13 protein-coding genes are annotated in these 18,178 nt (G+C 73.8%); 7 read left to right on the top strand and 6 right to left on the bottom strand.

Annotated elements, in window-relative coordinates; all coding sequences use genetic code 11:
• The first annotated feature begins 1 nt into the window (after position 1).
• On the top strand, positions 2-937 hold the full coding sequence (locus tag ACSMXR_RS02410) for a M56 family metallopeptidase (RefSeq protein ID WP_137231685.1): 936 nt from the start codon (positions 2-4) through the stop codon (positions 935-937).
• A gap of 73 nt (positions 938-1,010) precedes the next feature.
• On the opposite strand, the gene ACSMXR_RS02405 is transcribed toward ACSMXR_RS02410, so the two are convergent.
• On the bottom strand, positions 1,011-1,232 hold the full coding sequence (locus tag ACSMXR_RS02405) for a hypothetical protein (protein ID WP_030629153.1): 222 nt from the start codon (positions 1,230-1,232) through the stop codon (positions 1,011-1,013).
• Between the two features lie 168 nt (positions 1,233-1,400).
• Here ACSMXR_RS02405 and ACSMXR_RS02400 point away from each other — a divergent pair, with 168 nt between their 5' ends.
• Positions 1,401-1,976, top strand: a complete 576-nt coding sequence (locus ACSMXR_RS02400) for an antibiotic biosynthesis monooxygenase (protein WP_473171122.1) — start codon at positions 1,401-1,403, stop codon at positions 1,974-1,976.
• Between the two features lie 27 nt (positions 1,977-2,003).
• On the opposite strand, the gene ACSMXR_RS02395 is transcribed toward ACSMXR_RS02400, so the two are convergent.
• Complete coding sequence (locus ACSMXR_RS02395) at positions 2,004-2,240, bottom strand: twin-arginine translocase TatA/TatE family subunit (protein ID WP_218527010.1); 237 nt, start codon at positions 2,238-2,240, stop codon at positions 2,004-2,006.
• 194 nt (positions 2,241-2,434) lie between these two features.
• Positions 2,435-3,577 (bottom strand): winged helix DNA-binding domain-containing protein, encoded by a 1,143-nt coding sequence (locus tag ACSMXR_RS02390; RefSeq protein ID WP_473171121.1) that lies wholly within the window; start codon positions 3,575-3,577, stop codon positions 2,435-2,437.
• Between the two features lie 191 nt (positions 3,578-3,768).
• On the opposite strand from ACSMXR_RS02390, the gene ACSMXR_RS02385 reads away from it, so the two are divergent.
• Complete coding sequence (locus tag ACSMXR_RS02385; RefSeq protein WP_473171120.1) at positions 3,769-5,775, top strand: regulator; 2,007 nt, start codon at positions 3,769-3,771, stop codon at positions 5,773-5,775.
• A 9-nt stretch (positions 5,776-5,784) separates the two neighbouring features.
• Here ACSMXR_RS02385 and ACSMXR_RS02380 read toward each other — a convergent pair whose 3' ends face one another.
• Complete coding sequence (locus ACSMXR_RS02380; protein WP_473171119.1) at positions 5,785-7,398, bottom strand: translation initiation factor 2; 1,614 nt, start codon at positions 7,396-7,398, stop codon at positions 5,785-5,787.
• A 333-nt stretch (positions 7,399-7,731) separates the two neighbouring features.
• Between ACSMXR_RS02380 and ACSMXR_RS02375 the strand changes: the two genes are divergently transcribed.
• Positions 7,732-8,229 carry a hypothetical protein gene (locus ACSMXR_RS02375; protein ID WP_137231694.1) on the top strand — a complete coding sequence of 166 codons (498 nt, stop codon included), beginning with the start codon at positions 7,732-7,734 and terminating at the stop codon, positions 8,227-8,229.
• Positions 8,230-8,298: 69 nt separating this feature from the next.
• Here the strand turns inward: ACSMXR_RS02375 and ACSMXR_RS02370 are convergent, their stop codons facing one another.
• Positions 8,299-9,657 carry a geranylgeranyl reductase family protein gene (locus ACSMXR_RS02370; protein WP_473171118.1) on the bottom strand — a complete coding sequence of 453 codons (1,359 nt, stop codon included), beginning with the start codon at positions 9,655-9,657 and terminating at the stop codon, positions 8,299-8,301.
• A gap of 142 nt (positions 9,658-9,799) precedes the next feature.
• Between ACSMXR_RS02370 and ACSMXR_RS02365 the strand changes: the two genes are divergently transcribed.
• A complete protein-coding gene (locus tag ACSMXR_RS02365; RefSeq protein WP_473171117.1) occupies positions 9,800-14,800 on the top strand; it encodes a HEAT repeat domain-containing protein in 5,001 nt (1,666 codons plus the stop codon).
• Positions 14,801-14,822: 22 nt separating this feature from the next.
• Here the strand turns inward: ACSMXR_RS02365 and ACSMXR_RS02360 are convergent, their stop codons facing one another.
• The gene (locus tag ACSMXR_RS02360; protein ID WP_137231699.1) at positions 14,823-15,389 is read right to left on the bottom strand and encodes a DNA polymerase ligase N-terminal domain-containing protein; all 567 of its coding nucleotides are present in this window, start codon (positions 15,387-15,389) and stop codon (positions 14,823-14,825) included.
• Positions 15,390-15,679: 290 nt separating this feature from the next.
• On the opposite strand from ACSMXR_RS02360, the gene ACSMXR_RS02355 reads away from it, so the two are divergent.
• Both ACSMXR_RS02355 and ACSMXR_RS02350 read left to right on the top strand, forming a co-directional pair.
• Complete coding sequence (locus ACSMXR_RS02355) at positions 15,680-16,585, top strand: glycoside hydrolase family 16 protein (protein ID WP_137231701.1); 906 nt, start codon at positions 15,680-15,682, stop codon at positions 16,583-16,585.
• Between the two features lie 82 nt (positions 16,586-16,667).
• Positions 16,668-18,074, top strand: a complete 1,407-nt coding sequence (locus ACSMXR_RS02350; protein WP_473171116.1) for a ricin-type beta-trefoil lectin domain protein — start codon at positions 16,668-16,670, stop codon at positions 18,072-18,074.
• Positions 18,075-18,178: the final 104 nt, after the last annotated feature.

Below are 18,178 nucleotides of genomic sequence, written 5' to 3'. Positions count from 1 at the left end.
GATGGGGGTCTTCGTCTACCTGCCCCTCGTCCTTCCCCTGACCGCGCTGCCGATCGCCCGCCTGGCCGAACAGCACCTGCACCCCCGCAGGGCCGCCCGGCTGCTGACCACCGTCGCCGTGATCCTCGCCTCCTGCAGCCTGGTGTGCCTCGGGCTGCTGGTGGTCGTGGGTACGGCCCAACTGCCCGGCAACCCGCTGCCCGACGGCTGGTCCGACGACGAGGTGCGCGATGCCGTGCCGCACGACGCGTTCGCGGGCAAGGCGTCCATCCTGGCGCTCGTCGCCGTCACGGCGGCCTGCGGGTTCACCGTCCACCGCCACTACCGCTTCCGGGCCCGGGCCCACCGGGCGCTGGCCGGTCTGCCGGGCGGCGGCGATGTCGCCGTGCTGCCCGACGACGTCCCGTACGCCTACGCGCTCCCCGGCTCCCCGGGGCGGGTGATGGTCTCCACGGCCCTGCTCGCCTCCCTCGAACCGGCCGAGCACCGGGCGCTGTTCGCCCATGAGCGGGCCCATCTGACGGGCCACCACCACCGGCTGCTGCTCGCCACGCGGCTGGCCGGCTGCGTCAACCCGCTGCTGTGGCCGCTGCTCGGAGCCCTGGTCTACAGCACCGAGCGCTGGGCGGACGAGGAGGCGGCCCGGGTCACCGGCGACCGCCGGCTCACCGCACGCGCGGTCGGCAAGGCGGCGCTCGTCTCCCGCCCGGCCCCCGGCGGCACGGCCTTCGCCGCGTTCGCCGCCGCCGGACCGGTGCCGCGCCGGGTGGCGGCCCTCCTGGGCCCGGTACCGCCGGACCGCGGCTGGCCCCCGGCCCTCACCCCGGCCGGCGCCGCCGCGCTCGTCGCCGCGGCCGGGACGACCGTCTCCGCACTGTCCGCGCTGAACGCGGCCGTCGCGCTGTTCCTCGTCCTGGAGGCGGCGACACCGCTGTAGCCGTCGCGGGGCGCTCGGCCCACCGGATCGCTCCGGCGGGCCGAGCGCTGTCGGGGCACGACGTGCCGTCGGGTCAGGACGAGCTGGTGTCCAGCGCGGCGAGTGCCTGGGCCCAGCGGGCGTACTTCAGGTTGGCCAGATCTGCCACCGTCTTGACGCCGAACGCCTCCTGGAGCAGCTCGCCGTCGCGGTCCGAGACGCCCTTCAGGGCCGAGACGGGAGCCGAGAGGATGGTGGGCAGGTCCTTGTCCGCGTAAGCCTTGTCGAGCACCTTGTCCAGGTCGATCTGGGCCACTGCTGCCTCCTGGGAGCGTGTCTCCCCGCCTTGGCGGCGGGCGGCCCCGGTCGGGGCCATTCGCACAACTGCGGAGGGTGTCCGCGCGGTTCCCCGGCGTGTCCACGACAGAAGAATTCCCGCCATGCGGTTGACCTCAAGTGCGGTTGATGATCGACAGTCGCGCCCATGACACGTTTCTCGGATCTCGTTCGCCCTGCCGCCGGAACGGCTCTGATCAGTGAATGGCATACCGGTACCGCTGAACGTTCCCTCACGGCCGCCGACGCGGTGATGGAGGAATGGGCGGCGGCCAGGACGCCCGCCGGGCGCCTGGCGCAGCACGTCTTCCTGTCCACGGACGGCCGCAGGCTCCTCTTCTACGCGCAGTGGACCAGCGACGAGGACCATCTGGCATGGGCCCGCGCCCATCGCACCGGAACCGTCGGCCGCATCGACGCGCTCGTGCCCGGCATCGAGCGCCCGGGACCGCTCCGAACCCGCCTCGCCGGCAGCGTGGTTCACGACGCGGAGCGGCCGGCCGGTCTCTTCGTGGTGACCACGACGGCGGCGGAGGCAGCCGAAGCCGCCGTCACTCCGGCGCCGGGCCTGCTGGCGGTGCACATCCATCTGACATCGGACGGTGAGCAGGCGAAGGTCGTCGCCGAATGGACCGACATCGCCGCCCACAAAGCCGCCGCTCGCGAGAAGGCCGACTGCCGGCGGTACACGCTCCTCCGGGCGTACGACGACGACCGGTGCTAGGGGCCCGGTCCGCCGGACGCTCCAGGGCTACGGCGTATCGCGTTCGGTCGCCTCGCCGCGGATCACACGGGGAGCCGTCCGAGGGGCTTCGCCGCCGTCCGCCGCACCGGCCACGGGGCCGTCCTCTTCCTTGAGCGCCTGCTTCTCGCTCTTGAGGATGCGGGCTGCCTTGCCGGCCGACCGCGTGAGATCGGGCAGCCGTTTCACGGCAAGCACCGCCACGATCACCAGGAGGAGGATGGTGAGCTCGCCGATCCCGAACATGGTCGCTGCTTTCTCTGGAGCGGACTGGACGCCGAATCCGCAGGGCCGAATCGGCAGGGCTGAGTTTTCGGAGCTGAATCTGCACAGATGAATCTACAGGTCTGTAGAGCATCCGTTCGCAGGTTCCGGGATCACGCCTCCCGGATCCCGCCTCCCGCCTCCCGGATCCCGGATCCCGCCTCCCGGATCCCGGATCAACTCCCCGGCAGCAGACGTACGGTGGCATCCGGGAGGCGGCTCCACCAGTGGCCGTAGCGGCGGTAGACCTCCGGTTCACGGTCGGCGAGGAACCCCACCAGCGACCGGGCCTCGGCGGCGAGCCCCTCCCAGGCGTCGTCCGGCAGAGAGTGGAACGCGGTCGCCTCGACACCCCCGGCCACCGGACGCCACACCCCGGCCACGTACCCGTCGACGAGCAGCGTCGGCAGCACATCGCCGTTCGCCCGGATCACGGTCCTGCGGTACGCCTCCGGGAGAACCCGGCCACGATCCGCGTACGCCAGCAGCACGCTGTCCCACATCGCCATCAGCCGGGGCGGCGCCGGCTCCGCCCCGTCCGGCCGCGGAGCACCCGGCAGGTCGAACAACTCCTCGCCCTCCGGACCGGCCAGCCGATCCAGACCCCCGGCGAGCTCGGCCAGCGCCGCCCGCGCCCTGGCCCGCGTGACCATGGCGAACTGCGCCACGTCCGCGACCGAAGCGGGCCCGAACCCCGAGAGGTAGCGCAGGACCAGCGTCCGCAGCGACGCGGCGGACGCTTCCGGGTCCGTGCGTGGCGCACCGCTCCGCGGCGCGATGTACGAGGGCCGGTGGCCGAACGACCACGGCGACGCGGTGGGCGCGTGGAGCAGCGGCGTGTACTGCCGCAGCCCCCACCACGCCCCGGCCTTCGGCGGCGCGCCCAGCTGTTCACCCAGCCAGGCCTCGCACTCGGCGGTGGTCCGCGGCCGGTCCGCGAACTCCAGCAGCCGGGGGACCAGCGCGTCCGCGTCCTTTGCCGTCAGCCCGGACGCGGTGAAGCGGCTGCCCAGCCGGGAGGCGCGCACCACCGGATGCATGGCCTCCCGGAAGGCCGGATGGTCGTCCGCGTGCACGGCGTGGAGGGTGAGCCGCATCATGGTCGCCTTGACCACACGGTGGTCCGTGAACGCCGCGTCGAGCCCGGCCGGGTCGAATCCGGCGAGCCGGTTCCACAGCGCGACATACGGCGAGGCCGGCTGCTGGGCCTGCAGCGCGACCACCCGCCGCACCCCCTCGGCGGCGTCCAGCGCCTCCCGCCGCAACAGCAACTGCCGGGCGAGCGTCGATCGGTTGAGCCCCCGTGCGGTCATTCTCATGCCGTCGTCGATCCGTTCCTCCGGCCGTTCCTCCGGCCGACCGGTCACCTGTCGTCGAAACCGTACGCCCATCAGCGGCGTTCACTCCTGGGCGGTGGCGGACACGTACTCCGGGATCCTGTCCGTTCCCACCGGAACCTGCGTACGCTTCGCCTGGGCAATGCTGATCGCGTGAACGGGGCCGGACCAGGATGACGACGGAACTTCCGCCGGAGATCGCGCACTTCGTCGACCGTGAGGACGAGACGGCGCAGGTCTTCGCAGGGCTGGAGGAGTGGACCGCCCCCAACCGCGCGTTTCCCGTGGTGGTGTGGGGCCCCGCCGGACTGGGCAGGACGGAGCTCGCCCACCGGATCGCCCGTACCTGGTACGCCCGGACCGGAGGGCGGGTGCTGACCGCCGACCTCGACCGGTTCCGGCTGCGCGGCCGGCTCGACGCCGGGGACGTGCTCGGCCATCTGCTCAACTCGCTGGAGGTGGAGACGCTCGCCGCCCGGCTCGACGACCGGAGCAGGCAGTTCTGGCGGAAGACCGGGGACGAACCCCTGATCCTGGTCCTGGACAACGCGAAGTACGACTCCGAAGTCGCCCCGCTGCTGCCGCCGTCGGGTACCGCCATGGTCATCCTGGTGAGCCGGGGGCCGCTGCCGGATCTGGCCGACGGCACGGCGCTGGAGATCGCTCTCTCGTCCTTCCCGGAATCCGTCTCGCTGGAACTGCTGGGTCTCCTCGTCCGGGACCGCCGGCTGGCGGCCGATCCGGCCGCCGCCAGGGAACTGGTCAGGCTCTGCTCCGGCCTCCCCGCCGCGCTGCGCACGGTGGGCGCCTGGGTGCGCAGAAACCCGTTGCTCCCCCTGTCACGACTGATCACCGAGCTGTCCACGCAGTTGAAGGAGAAGGGAATCTCGGAAGTGGAATCCCTCTGGGACGAGACGTACACGGAGTTACGACCGGAAGCCGCTCTCCTGTACCGCCTGCTGGCCGGAGTCCCGGACATGTCCTTGACGAGGGAGGCCGCGGCGGCGCTCCTGGGGCTGGGAGACGAAGCCTGCGACGACGCCCTGCAGGAGTTGAACCGGGCGGGATTCCTGGACATCCGGGACCTGCTGCACAGGGAGAACGGCCGGATCCGGCTCCCCGAGTGGCTCGGCGATCACGCCCGGCGGCGGACACGCCTGGACGCGGCCGACGATGAACTGGCCGCGGCCCAGCTCCGGTTCGTCCGATGGGTGCTGCACCAGGGCCAGCTGGCGGACCGGTTCGCCGCAGGTCCGCGTCTCACCGTCGCCGACGACGTACTCGAACGCGAAGGGGCCCCGGACGCCCTCCTGGAGAACCCGGAGGAGGCCACCGATCCGGCCGTCGCCGAGGCGCGGAAACTGCGGGCCGCGCGGTGGCTGTACGAGGAGCGGCACACGCTCTTCGCCTGTGTGCGGCTCGCCCACGCGCGGGGCTGGGACGAGGAGGCCTGGCAGCTCAGCGAACCCGTATGGACGTTCTTCCTGGACCACCCGCACCAGACCGATGTGTCCGAGGTCTTCCGTACGGCCAACGAGGCCGCGGTCCGCGCTGGGAACAACATCCCCGCCATCGTGCGCACCTACTCCCAACTGGCCCGCTCGCTCTGGCAGTCGGGGCGGACGGACGAAGCCGCCGACGCGCTCCGGCACGCGGCGGCCGGAGCGCGCATGCTGGGCGACTCGGTGCGGGACGCGAAGCTGCGCGCCTCCGTCGTGGAGTTCCGGGGAACGCTGAACGGCGTACGGGGCGACTGGGCATCGGCGGTCCGGGACTTCGAGGAGTCCCGCGAACTGCACCGGGCGATCCCCAACCCGTACGGAGAGATGCTGCTGACCTACCGGCTGGGCGAGGCCCACCTCAAGCTCGGTGATCCGCAGACCGCGGCGGAACTGCTGTCCGTGGCCCATGCGACGGCCCTGGCCCAGGGGCGGGCGCGCATGACCGGCCGCACGGGGCTCGCCCTCGGGCAGGCGCTGCGTCTGGTCGGCCGGACCGCGGAGGCCCGCGGGTTCGTCGAGGCGTCGCTGGAAGCGGCCAGGGGGAGGAAGTCGGACCTCGGGGCGGCCGGGGCGCTGGACGTCCTCGCCCAGGTCGCGGACGACGAGGGGAACACAGTGGAGGCCGAGGAACACCGGAACGCCGCCGAAGAGCTCAGGCGCCGGCACGGGCTGGCCTGAGACGCCCGGTCAGAAGGTCTGGGCCTCCTCGGCGGCCGTGGCGGGTGACACCACCACCCGGAAGTCGCGGTGTCCGAGGACGCAGTGGAGGGCGGGAGGCGGCTCCTCCCGCTTCACCACCCAGGCGTGTACGGCGGAGAGCACGGCCGCCGGATCGGCACGCACCGCACGGCCGCCCTCGATCCGGGGCTCGGCCCGGACGGAGAGCAGCCGATCAGTGCCCCGGACCCGCAGAACGCTCGTCCCCGAGGGCAGCACGGCCGCCGCCGCCCGGCAGCCCGGGTACCGGTCGAGTACGTCGGCCGACCAGCCGCCCGCCGTCCACGCGGCGTCCAGCGGACCCGGCCCGGTGGCCAGGGGGCGGCGGTAGAGCAACCCGGCGCTCTGTACGTTCCGTTCGCCGGCCGCACCGTACTCGACGGCCAGATGGTTCCCCGGCAGCCCTGTGTGCGCGGGAAAGCGGTCCACCCGCACCCGGTCGCCGGCCCGGTCGAGGAAGACGTCGAAGGCGACCGGTGTACGGGTCGTGGGAGACACGGCTGGCAGCGTCCGCGGTTCGACCGGCACGGGGGGCTCGGTGAGGCCGAGCAGTCCGTAGAGCAGCTGCCGCATGCGGTCCAGAGCGTGTCCCTGCTCGGCGAACGCGGCCCGGGCCGCCTCCGGTCCGGACCCCGGACGATAGGCGGACAGTGCGCGGTGGATCTCCCGGGCCGGGCCCAGTCGGGGAACCGTTCCCAGCAGCCGGGCCATCGGGCTGCCCGCGATCAGCTCGTCGCCCCCGTCGCAGGCGGCGATCACCGGACGGTCGGCCACCGCCGTGTAGTACAGGGCCGCCGAACCATGGTCGGTGATCAGCGCGTCGGCGGCGATGAGCGCGGCGGCCCACTCCTCGTGCGCCCCGACGAGCGCCATACCCGCGTCGAGAGCGGGCGTCAGGTGCTCCCTCAGCTCGAACGTGCTCACCCGGGCCCGCTCGTTCGGGTGCACGATCAGCGCCAGCTGATGGGTGTCGTGAGGCAGTACGGCAGCCAACTCCGCCGGGAGGTGAGGGCGTTGCTGGAGCAGGGAGCGAGGGCCCCAGGTGGAGGCGATCACCACCAACTGCCGTGCGCCGGTGCCCAGCGCGGCGCGGTACCGGTCACGGAGGGAACGGGATGCGAGAAGGCGTTCAAGGGTGGGATCTCCCACGACCCGGGCCCTCTCACCGTGGTGCGGGCTCGCGACACGCAGCCGGTCGACCTGATGAGGATGGGCGAGGGCGTGCACGGTGGTCCGGCCGCCCTCGCCGGACAGGAGGTATTCCGGGTCCAGGCCCGATGCGGAGCCGGGCGAGCCCTCGCCACGGATCGTCTTGCTGAAACCCGCACCGTGCGGCAGGAGCACGCGGTGGCCGTCCAGCAGCCGTAGATCGCCCTTCGGGCTGGCCACCAGAACCAGGTCGAACACGCGGTCGCATGCTTTGTCCCACGGAATGATCCGGGCTCCCGCGGTGTCGACGGCCGTCAGGGCGTCCGCACCGAACTCCGACCCCGGCACCAGCGTGAAGCGGGTGCTGATCCGGTCGTCACCGGCGAGCACCGGCAGCACGTCGAGGAGGCGGTACAGAGCCACCGCGGACCTCACGGCAAAGAGAACGGTCCGCCCGTCGCCCGTCGCCCGTCGCCCGTCGCCCGTCGCCCGTCGCCCGTCGCCCGTCGCCCGTCGCCCGTCGCCCGTCGCCCGTCGCCCGTCGCCCGTCGCCCGTCGCCCGTCGCCCGTCGCTTCAATCATTTGATTCTACCGTGGTGCGGGTCCGAGAAGGGGAAGTTCTCCCACATCAGACGCGGTTCGCGGGTTCGGGACGGCATACGGTGATCGTATCGCTCCGGCACCGCCACGACCGAGCCCACGTGATCCCCGTCCCAGTCGACGAGGCCGGGCGGCGCACGCCACCCGCCGGACGGGACAATGCCGTTCATGAGTGAATGGGTGATCGCACTGATCACGGCGGCGGCCGCCATCGCGGGCGGCGCCGTCACCGGCTGGTTCGGCCGCAGCGCCGGGATCAGACAGGCGGAGGCCGCCCGTCTCGCCGGTGAGCGGCAGGCCGACGCGATGCTCGACACGGTCCGTATGACCTTGCGGGAACAGGCCTCGGTGCGCGTGCTCGACCTGCGTCGGCAGACCTATGTGCGCTTCCTGGACGCCGCCGAGCGCGCCGTCACGGCGGCACGTACCGGAGTCGGCGGCGATCCGGGCGCGGTCACGCTGTCGTCGGCCCTGGCCGAGGTCGCCCTGGAAGGGCCGTCGGAGGTCCATCGGGCGGCGTGCGGCATCGTCGACGGTCTGCGCGGCCAGGCCCGGCCCGACGAACTGGAGGACGCCAAGGAGCACTTCGTCGCAGAGGCCCGCCGCGCGCTGCGTGCCGACGGCGGACCGGAGCCGGACGGCACCGCTCGGCCCGCCGCCTCCTGACCGGCTCCTGCGGGACCGAATCCTGCGGGGCCGGCCGGAGCGTGCGTCACCGGTCCGCCCGCCCCGCGGTCAGCGCTTCCGGAACCGCCCGCCGCCGCGCGGGCCCGACTTCGGAGCCGGGACGAGACGGAACGCCGTGTTGAGGACATGGTCGATCACATCGCGCGAGGGCTTGTCCGTGAGGTCGGTGAGCAGCCGGGCCAGCGCGTCGAGGAGGAACGGCGAGCCCATGACGTACCGGTTGAGCACCGGCTGGAACCCCGAGCGGCTGAAGATCAGGTCGGCGGCCGTGTTGCCCAGCCGGTAGTAGCGGCCCCAGCGGCGGTTCATCTCCACCGGGTAGCCGAGCAGCAGTTGTTCGCGTCGGGGCCCCTGGGGGTGGGCCAGGGCGAGGGCGGCGCTCTCGGCGGCGACCTCGCCCGCCTCCATCGCCTGCGCGATGCCCTCGCCGTTCCAGGGGCTGACCATCCCGCCGGAGTCGCCGACCAGCAACAGCCCCCGGGCGTACAGCGGATGGCGGTTGAAACCGAGGGGCAGGGCCGCGCTGCGGACCGGGCCCTCCGCGTTCTCCTCGCGCAGCCCCCACTCCTCCGGGGTCCGGGCCAGCCACTGGTCCAGGGTCGCGCGCAGGTCCGCCTTGCCGTGCCGCCGGTGGGGGAGGGCTCCGAGCCCGACGTTGACCCGGCCGTCGCCCATCGGGAAGATCCAGCCGTAACCGGGCAGGTACGGGCCGCTGTTCGGGAAGCGGAGGTCCGCCCACAGCTCCAGATACTCCTCCCGGGAGCGCTCCGGGCTGCGGTAGTAGCGGCGCGCCGCGGTCGCGATCTGCCGCCGGGGGTCCCGCTCCAGGCCCAGCGCCAGGGCGAGGCGGGCGGACGCCCCGTCGGCGGCGATGACGATCGGAGCGCGGAAGTCGAGCGGCTCCGGCACGTCCGGGGAGTCCGATGACGCGGCGACGCCGGTGACCCGGCCCGCCCGGTCCGTCAGCGGCCGCTCCGCCTTCCAGCCGCTGAACAGCCGGGCCCCGGCCGCCACGGCGTGCCGGGCCAGGATGTCGTCGAAGTCGTGCCGGCTGCGGGAGAGGCCGAAGTCCGGGTAGCGGCCCAGCGCCGGCCACTCGATGTGCACCTGATGCTTCCCGGCCACCCACCGCATACCGCGCGAACGCGTCCAGCCCGGCGCGGTGATGTCGACGCCCATCCGGATGAGCTGGTGCACCGCGCGCGGGGTGAGACCGTCGCCGCACACCTTCTCCCGGGGGAAGCGGGCCTTCTCCAGCAGGATCACGTCGACTCCGGCCCGCGCCAGGTGATACGCGGCCGACGAGCCGGCCGGGCCCGCCCCGACCACGATCACCTGGGCGTCCTCTCCCGTACGGGGCACGTCCCGCGCGTTCGTCGTCGACGGGTCCGGTGGCAGTTCCCGCATCACAACCCCTTCGTCCAACGGCTGTTGCTCCTGCCGGGGCGGCGGCCCCGGCCGACATCATCGATCAAGGCGGGGCCGGTGCGGAACCGGGCGTCCGAATATCCCGAGGCGAAGGAGTGAATGTGCCGTCTACGCTCCGTCGGTGACCACCCGACCGGACCAACCGATCAGCGACGCCCTCGACCGCGCCGACGCCGGTCTGCTCGCCCGACGCCTCGACGCCCGCACCTGCCCGCCGGAGCTGCTCGCCCGGCTGGTCCGGCACCCCGCGCCCCGGATACGGCACCTCGGCCTCACCCTCCTCGCCGAACGCACGGACACCCCGCGCGCCGGAAACCGCAGCGAAGGAGGGGATGCGGGCGCAGGGGATGGCGGCGAGGGCAGGGCCGGTCATCCGGCGCTCCTGGCTCGGCTGTTGCCCGCCTCCCCGGGGGAGACGCCCGAGGAGTCCCTCCTACTCGCACGGCTCCACGCCCGGCTCGTCACGCGGGCGCCGCGCCACCGGCTGCCCGACTGGCGCGCCGCCGCGCTGCCCGCCCGGGTACGGATCGCCTGGCTGCGGACCGAACTCCTCGGCGACCCGTCGGTCCTCCGCACGGAACCGGCGGGCGAACTCCTCTACCGGGCCGTCCGCGAGAGCGCCGCCGCCGACGCACGCCGCCCCGACCTGCTGGTGGCCGAACTCGTCGACAGCGGGGACCCGGTCCTCCGGGCCGAGGCGCTGCGGCTGGCCCGCGACGGGCTGCACGCCGGACTGCTCGCACCGGCCTTCGTACGCGGACGGCTGGTCCGGCTGCTCGACGCGCCCGAGCACGACGTCGTGACCGGTGCGCTGCGCGAACTCGCCGAGCCCTGGGCGGTGGTGACGCCCCTGGACGCGTCGCTGCTGAGCCGGCCGGCGGACGCCCGGGGCGGCAGTCGGTGCGCCGAGGGCGGCGGGCCTGCGTCGTCGGAGGCGCTCGCGGCCGCCGCTCTCCTCGCCGGAGCCCGGCACGGCCACCACGTGGTGCTGTGGACCACGGCCGAGGACCCGTCCGAAGCCCCGGCCCTGCGCCGACAGGCCGTGGAACTCCTGGGCGACCGGGCACAGCGCACCGACATCGGCCGTCTGGTGGCCCTGGCCGCCACGGACCCCCTGCTGCTCGCCGGGCCCGTGCTGACCTGTCTGCGCGGACTGCACCGGCGCGGCCACTTCCCGGCGGAGCCGGACACCGGGCCGCTCCTCGCCCTCGCCCTGGCCGACCGCACGCTGCCGGCCGAGGACATCGCCACGGTTCTCTACACCTGCCGTCGCCCACTGTTCGACGCCCTCGTCGACGCCCCGCCCGCCGCCCCGGACTGGCCGCGCCGGCTGGAACTGCTCGTCGCCCTGGCGCGGCAGGGGGCCGCCGACGTTCCCATCGGCGAGGCCGTCGCACGGCTCCTCCCGACTGCACGTGCTCCGCGTCCGTTCCTCGACGCGCTGCGCGTCCTGCGCCCGCCGGGCGCCGAGGAGGCCGTACTCGCCCTGCTGCCCGCGGCCCCGTCCGCCGCCCTGGACGCCCTGGAGGCCATCGGCGGTGACCGTACGCGATCGGCACTGGCCCGAGGGCTCGGCATCGGAGGCCCGGCGGACGGCGCGGTGGACGGCCCGGTGGGTGGCGCGGTGGACGGTCCGTCCATGGCTGCGGACCGCACACCCCGCCTCCCGGTCGCGCCCGAACTGCGCCCCGTACGCGACCGGGCCGCGGCCCTCCTGTGGCAGCTCACCCATGAGCCCGCGCAGCGGCGGGACCTGGTCGCCCGGCTCGACCCCCAGGCCCTCCCGCCCGGCATCGAGGCCGACCTCGGCGCCCCCGACGCGCGGGAACTCGCCGTCCTGCGAGCCCGCGTGGACGTGGAGGACCCGGTGGCGGCGCTGTGCCGGATCGCCGCGTACGCCGATGCCGGGACGCTGCCCCTCGTGGCCGACCTGCTCCTGCGCATCGTGCGCGATCTCGCCGCACCCCGCGACCCCGCCGACGGCCCGGACCGGCCGAGGACGGACACCGCGCTCCCCGGCGTCGAACCCGCCGAACCGCCCCGGCCGGACGGCGAACCCGAGCTGCCGCACGAGGCGTTGGAAGCCGTGCGCGCCCTCGGGCGCCGACTGCGGGGGCGGCGGTGGATCAGGCCCGTCTGTCTGCTCGACGCTCGGGACGACACCGGCGCGGGCCACGCGTTCCTCACCGCGACGGTGCTCGGCCTGCTGGAGCGCCCCGGGCTCACCGGCGGTGAACAGGCCGTGCTGCTCAAGGCGTTGCTCCAGGTCCCCGCGACCGCGTCCACCCGGGCCCGGGTGCACCGCATGCTGCGCACCCGCGACCCGCAGGTGCGCAAGCACGTCATCGCCCTGCTGGCCCACGACGCCTCGGGCCGGGACGCGCGGGCCCTGTCCGCGACGCTCGTCCCGCTGACCTCCGACCCGGACATCCGAACCGTACGGGCGGCCCTGCTGGCCCTGGGCACGGCACGGGCCCGCTGGGCGGGCGAGGCGGTCGCCGGCTGCCTCCACCACCCCAACATGAACATCAGGAAGACCGCGGCCGCCACCCTCCTCCACACCGGCGCGCCCGCCTCCGTCCCGCACCTTCTGCGGGCGCTCGGCCACGACGACAACCCGGGGCTGCGGTCCGCGCTGACCCGGGCACTGCGCGCCGTCGTGGGCCGGGCCCACGCCGCGACCCTCCTCGCCGCCGCCGAGGCGGCGCGCGACGAGCGCACCCGCCGCCTCCTGCTGCGCGCCCTCGACGGCGAGGTCACCGCCCGCGCCGTGCTCGCCCTCGACGTGGGCGACTCACCGGTCGTGCCCGCCCTGCTGACGCTCGTCGCCGACGGAGGTGTCCGGCTCGCCGCCGGCTCCGTGGCGGACCTGGCGGAACCGCTGGCCCGGCACGGTGTGCCGACGCCGACCGGTGTCCCGGGCGGGCCGCCGGGCGCGGCCGACCCCGAGGTGGCGGCGCTGCTGCGGACCGGATGGGACCCGGCGCTCGCCCTGCGGATCGCCCGGCGGCCCGTGCCCCCGGATGCCGGTATCGCCCGCGAACTTCCCACAGCGCGGGTGCTGTTGGGGGACTGGCTCGGCCTGGCCGAGAGCGCCGACGAGGCCGGAATCCGTGGCCGCCTCGTGCGGTGCGGGCTGCGACTGTGCCCGGGGCCCTGGTCCGCCGACGAGGTGGCGGTGCTCGCCCGGTACGCAGGTACGGTGACCGACGCGTTCGACGCCGCCACGGGCGATGAGGCCGGCCGGGCCGGGCCGGTCGGGTGGGTCGAGGAGCTGATCGAGGTCCTGCACGCCGTCGCACCGCACCTGTCCGCCGTCCAGCGTTTCGCCGTCGTCGAAGGGCTCCGCAGGCTGCCGCCCGTCGGCCCGGACAGCCCGCTCCGGACCGGGGCGGCCGCCTCCGCGTTCACGCTGCTCCGGCGGTCGGGCGCGGTGCTCGTCCGCGCCGATCTCGACCGGGCCCTGGCCGCCGCCCACCTCGGCGCCGACCCCTGGCGGGCCGCGCCCGACGTGCTCCGGGAGGCGTTCGGCGTACCGGATGAGCGTGCGATGTCCGATGAACCGGCTGTGTGGCGGGCGGAGTTGGCCGAGGCGGTACGGACGGTGGAAGCGCTGGCGGAGTTCCGGGCGCGCGCTGCCACCACCGGGGCCGGAACCTCAGGTGCTCCCGGCGGTCCCAGCGCTTCGACCGTGCAGGCCGACTGTGCCCCTGCCGCGCCCGGGGCACGGGAACTGCTCGCCGCGCTCGTCGAGGCGTACCCGGGGGCCGCGCCCGGTGCGCGGGGTCGACTCGTCGACTGGATGACCGAGCTTCAGCCGCTCGACGCGCCCGAGTGGACCATCGCCGAGACCCGGGCGGCGAGCACGGCCGCCGGAGCCTCGTCGCGTCCGGTGCGGGCGGACGATCTCGACCAGCCCCGGTCGGCCGCCCAACGGGCCCGCCTGCTCGCCCTGCTGGACGCCGGGCAGCCGGAGCGCCGCACCACCGCCGCGCGGGCCCTGAGCAGTTGGCCCGAACCGGATGCCTCGCTCGCCGTACTGCGCGCGTATCTGCGCGGCCGGGTCGACGTACTCCCCGAAGCCGCCTCGCTGGACCTCCTCGCCCACACCGAGGACCACACCGAGGACCAGCCCGAGGCATACCCCGAAGGCCGCCCCACGGACCATTCCGAGGACCACCCGGCCGTCGCCGAACTGACCGCCCACGGCGTGCTGCCCGAGCGGGCGTTGCGCTGGGCGGCGCGGCTGCCCGAGGACGACCTGCTCCCGCTCGTCCCGCTGATCGTCGGGTGGTGGGAGCACGGTCCGCCCGCCGTGCACGAGGCGGCCCGGACCGCGGTGCGGAACATTCGGGCCGATGCGCTCGCGCACGTCCTGACACCGCGCATCGAGGCGGGCGACCTCGGGCTGCTCGACCTGCTGACCGGTCTCCGCCTGCTCCGGACTCCCGCGCTGACCAGGGCCGAGCGCCTTCTGCGTTCCGAAGGCCGCGAGGCACTGGCCGACGCGCTCGTCCTCGTCGACGGGCCCCTGCGCGCGCCCGGGGCCGGACCCGAGGACGCCGCCACGCTCGACGCCCTGCGTGCCCCGGCCCGGACCCCGGCCGCCCCGGCGGACCCTGTGACGCTGCCGGAACTGCTCGCCCTCGCCCGCACCGGAACGCCCGAGCAGACCCGCCGGGTGCTCACCCGGCTCGTCGAGGAGCACGCGCAGGGGATGACCGGGGCCGGGCCGGACCCGGAACTACGCGCCCTGGTCGAGGAGTTGCTGCGCCACCCACGTGCCGGGGTGCGGCTGCACGCCCACCGGACCTCGCGTGCCCTGTTCGACCGGGAGACCCACGCCCGGCTCACCGCGCTCCTGCTGTCCGATCCGCTGCCGGACGTGGTGCGCATGGCGGTCCGGACGCTCGGCCGCGCCTCCTGGGAGCCCGTGCTGCCCGACCTCGTCCGGCTCCTCGGCCATGCGAAGCCGGTGGTCCGCAGAGCGGCGCGGGACGCGCTCGTGGGGTTCGGCGCGGTGGCGGTTCCGGTGCTGCGCCGAGCCGCGGCCCACGCCCGGCCCGACCGGCGGTCGCTCTACACGGACGTGCTCGCCGAGATCCTCGGCCGGGAGACGTGAAGTTCGACTTCGGCCCGGGAGCCTAGCGATCCCCGTGCTGCCGGGCCGCCGCCGCGGCGACCTGGTGCAGCGTCCGTCCCGTACGGGCGGAGCGGGCGTGGTACGGGTCGGGGGAGCCGGGCCTGCCGCGTACGGCGAGGCGGTCGTTGGCCTTGATCAGCAGCCATGCCTCGTGGCCGCCGCTGTCCGGCTCGTCGCCCTTCTGGATGCGGGTGAGCGCGAACTCGCCGTGCAGCTTCGCCCCGTACAGCCAGAACGTCGCATGGCCGAGCTCCAGCGACTCGGCGAAGGGGACACGGTCGCCCTGGCCGTCGTGCCCGAGCGGCCGGTAGGTGCCCTGGTCCCAGACGATGACCGTGCCGCTGCCGGACTCGCCCCGGGGGATGACCCCTTCGAACTCGCGGTACTCCAGGGCGTGATCCTCCGTCGGCACGGCGAGCCGGCGGTCGCTGGGGTTCTCCGACGGCCCGCGCGGCACCGCCCAGGACTTCAGTACGCCGTCGACCTCCAGCCGGAAGTCGAAGTGCAGCCGGCGGGCGTCATGGATCTGCACGACGAAGTGGGGTCGTGGCAGGCCGTCGTTCTCCACGTCGTGCTCCCTTCGTCCGGATCCCCACTCGGCTCGCTCGTCCGCGTCTTCCGGATCTCCTGTATCTCCACTCTGCGGCCGTACGGTGCGAACCGCACGATGTGCGGCTGTCTTCAGACGCATATGCCAGAGGCGTATGCCGTTCCTTCTTCGGTCTGGACCAGGTTATTGACGGCTCCTGCGGCACTCCCTTAAATCAAGAATTGAAATATGCGCCCGAGGTGATCGCCCCAACCGTTCACCTCTCGGCGTCGACCTGTCATGCACATGTCCCCCCACGAAGTGATGTGATGACCGTGCTCCCCACGCACTCCACGGCGCGCAGCGTCTCCCGGCGCCGCCGCGTCGCCCTCTACGCGGCCTCGCTCCTCTGCTGTTCCGCCATCCTGACCGCGCTCCCCGGCGGAGCGTCCGCCGCACCCGCCGACTCCAAGGCGCCCGGCCCCGGGGCCCAAGCGGTCGTCTTCGAGGACCAGTTCGACGGACCGGCCGGTGCCGCCGTGGACGGCGGCAAGTGGCAGCTGGAGACCGGCGACAACGTCAACAACCACGAGCGGCAGTACTACACCCCGGGCAACGACAACGCCGCACTCGACGGCCAGGGCAACCTCGTGATCACCGCCCGGAAGGAGAACCCGGGCAACTACCAGTGCTGGTACGGGACCTGTGAGTACACCTCGTCCCGGCTCAACACCTCGGGCAAGTTCGCCGCCGCATACGGCCATGTCGAGGCCCGGATCAAGATCCCGCGCGGCCAGGGCATCTGGCCGGCGTTCTGGATGCTGGGCGACGACTTCGGCAACGTCGGCTGGCCGGACAGCGGTGAGATCGACGTGATGGAGAACGTCGGCTTCGAGCCCGGCACCGTCCACGGCACCCTGCACGGCCCGGGATACTCCGGCTCCGGCGGCATCGGCGCCGCGTACACCCTGCCCAACGGCCAGGCGTTCGCCGACGACTTCCACACCTTCGCCATCGACTGGGCCCCCGACTCCATCACCTGGTCCGTCGACGGCAACGTCTTCCAGCAGCGCACCCCCGCCGACCTGGGCGGCAACCAGTGGGTGTTCAACAAGCCCTTCTTCCTCATCCTGAACCTCGCGGTCGGCGGCTACTGGCCCGGCGACCCCGACGGCTCCACCCAGTTCCCGCAGCAGATGGTCATCGACTACGTCCGTGTGACGACCGGCGACTGACCACCGGAACCAGCGGCCCCGGTGCCCGTCCGCGGCAGTCCGCGGACGGGCACCGGCTCTTTCCGACAAGGACGGTGACCGCATGATTGATGCTCCGCGACACCCACGGACCCCGCGAAGACGGCCGGCGCGCCTCGCGCTGTCCGCCCTGGCGCTCGCCGCCATGGCCGCGTTCCTGACCCCGAGCAGCCCCGCCGGTGCGGCCGTCGCCGCGGTCGGGCAGATCTCCGGCATCGGCGGCAAATGCGTCGACGTGGCCGGAGCCTCCGCCGCCAACGGCGCCGCCGTACAGCTCTACGACTGCAACGGGACCGGCGCCCAGCAGTGGGACGTACGCTCCGACGGCACCGTACGGGCGCTCGGCAAATGCCTCGACGTCAAGGACGGCGCGACCGCCAACGGCTCGGTCCTCCAGCTGTGGGACTGCACCGGCGCCGCCAACCAGCGGTGGGGGATCTCCGCCGCCCGCGACATCGTCTCCGTCGCCGCCGACAAGTGCCTCGACGCCACCGGCAACAGCTCCGCCAACGGCACCCGGCTCCAGCTGTGGACCTGCACCGGAGCCGCCAACCAGAAGTGGAACGCCCCCTCCGGCGGCGGCGACCCCGACCCGGGCGGCCCCCCGATGGCTGTCGCGCCCTACCTCTACAACGGCTGGGGCAGCCCGCCCAGCCCGACGACCGTGATGAACGCGACCGGCGTCAGGTGGTTCACCCTCGCCTTCGTCCTCAGCAACGGCTACTGCGACCCCCAGTGGGACGGCGGCCGTCCGCTCGTCGGCGGCGTGGACCAGCAGACGATCACCACCGTACGGGCCGCCGGCGGTGATGTGATCCCGTCGTTCGGCGGCTGGAGCGGCAACAAACTGGAGAGCTCCTGCGGCAGCGCGGGCGAACTGGCCGCCGCGTACCAGAAGGTCATCGACGCGTACGGGCTCAAGGCCATCGACATCGACATCGAAGCCGCCGCCTACGACTCCCCGACGGTCCAGCAGCGCACCGTGGACGCCCTGCGGACGATCCGCGCGAACAACCCGGGCATCAAGCTGTACATCACCTTCGGCACCGGCCAGAACGGCCCCGACACCAGCCTGATCAACCGGGCCGCGCAGGCCGGTCTCACCGTCGACAGCTGGACGATCATGCCGTTCAACTTCGGCGGCAACGGCCAGAACATGGGCACACTCAGCGTCCGTGCCGCCGAAGGGCTCAAGACGGCCGTCAAGAACGCCTACGGCTACAGCGACGACCAGGCCTACCGGCACACCGGCATCTCCTCGATGAACGGCACCACCGACGTCGGCGAGACCATCACCGTCGCCGACTTCCGCACCATCCTCGCCTACGCCCGGCAGCGGCACCTCGCCCGGCTGACCTTCTGGTCCGTCAACCGCGACCGGCCCTGCACCGGCGGCGGCGCCGACACCTGCTCCGGTGTCGGGCAGCAGCCGTGGGACTTCACCCGGGTCCTCGCGGAGTACCGGGGCTGACCCCCGGCCCGCCCGTCCCACCGGGCGGCCCACAGACGTGGACGGCGGCAGCGGTGCTCCTGCCGCCGTCCACCCCTTTCCCCCCGAGCTTCCACCCGAGAACG

The organism is Streptomyces sp. DSM 106670, from assembly GCF_055792845.1.
The sequence above is the reverse complement of the archived record's forward strand: the minus strand, read 5'-3'. Positions and strand labels throughout refer to the sequence as shown.

Excerpts from the sequence above, each read along its gene's own strand:
- ACSMXR_RS02385 (WP_473171120.1), top strand. The coding sequence starts at position 3,769 with ATGACGACGGAACTTCCGCCGGAGATCGCGCACTTCGTCGACCGTGAG.
- ACSMXR_RS02410 (WP_137231685.1), top strand. The coding sequence starts at position 2 with ATGGGGGTCTTCGTCTACCTGCCCCTCGTCCTTCCCCTGACCGCGCTG.
- ACSMXR_RS02390 (WP_473171121.1), bottom strand. The coding sequence starts at position 3,577 with ATGAGAATGACCGCACGGGGGCTCAACCGATCGACGCTCGCCCGGCAG.
- ACSMXR_RS02355 (WP_137231701.1), top strand. The coding sequence starts at position 15,680 with ATGACCGTGCTCCCCACGCACTCCACGGCGCGCAGCGTCTCCCGGCGC.
- ACSMXR_RS02370 (WP_473171118.1), bottom strand. The coding sequence starts at position 9,657 with ATGCGGGAACTGCCACCGGACCCGTCGACGACGAACGCGCGGGACGTG.
- ACSMXR_RS02400 (WP_473171122.1), top strand. The coding sequence starts at position 1,401 with ATGACACGTTTCTCGGATCTCGTTCGCCCTGCCGCCGGAACGGCTCTG.
- ACSMXR_RS02350 (WP_473171116.1), top strand. The coding sequence starts at position 16,668 with ATGATTGATGCTCCGCGACACCCACGGACCCCGCGAAGACGGCCGGCG.
- ACSMXR_RS02375 (WP_137231694.1), top strand. The coding sequence starts at position 7,732 with ATGAGTGAATGGGTGATCGCACTGATCACGGCGGCGGCCGCCATCGCG.
- ACSMXR_RS02395 (WP_218527010.1), bottom strand. The coding sequence starts at position 2,240 with ATGTTCGGGATCGGCGAGCTCACCATCCTCCTCCTGGTGATCGTGGCG.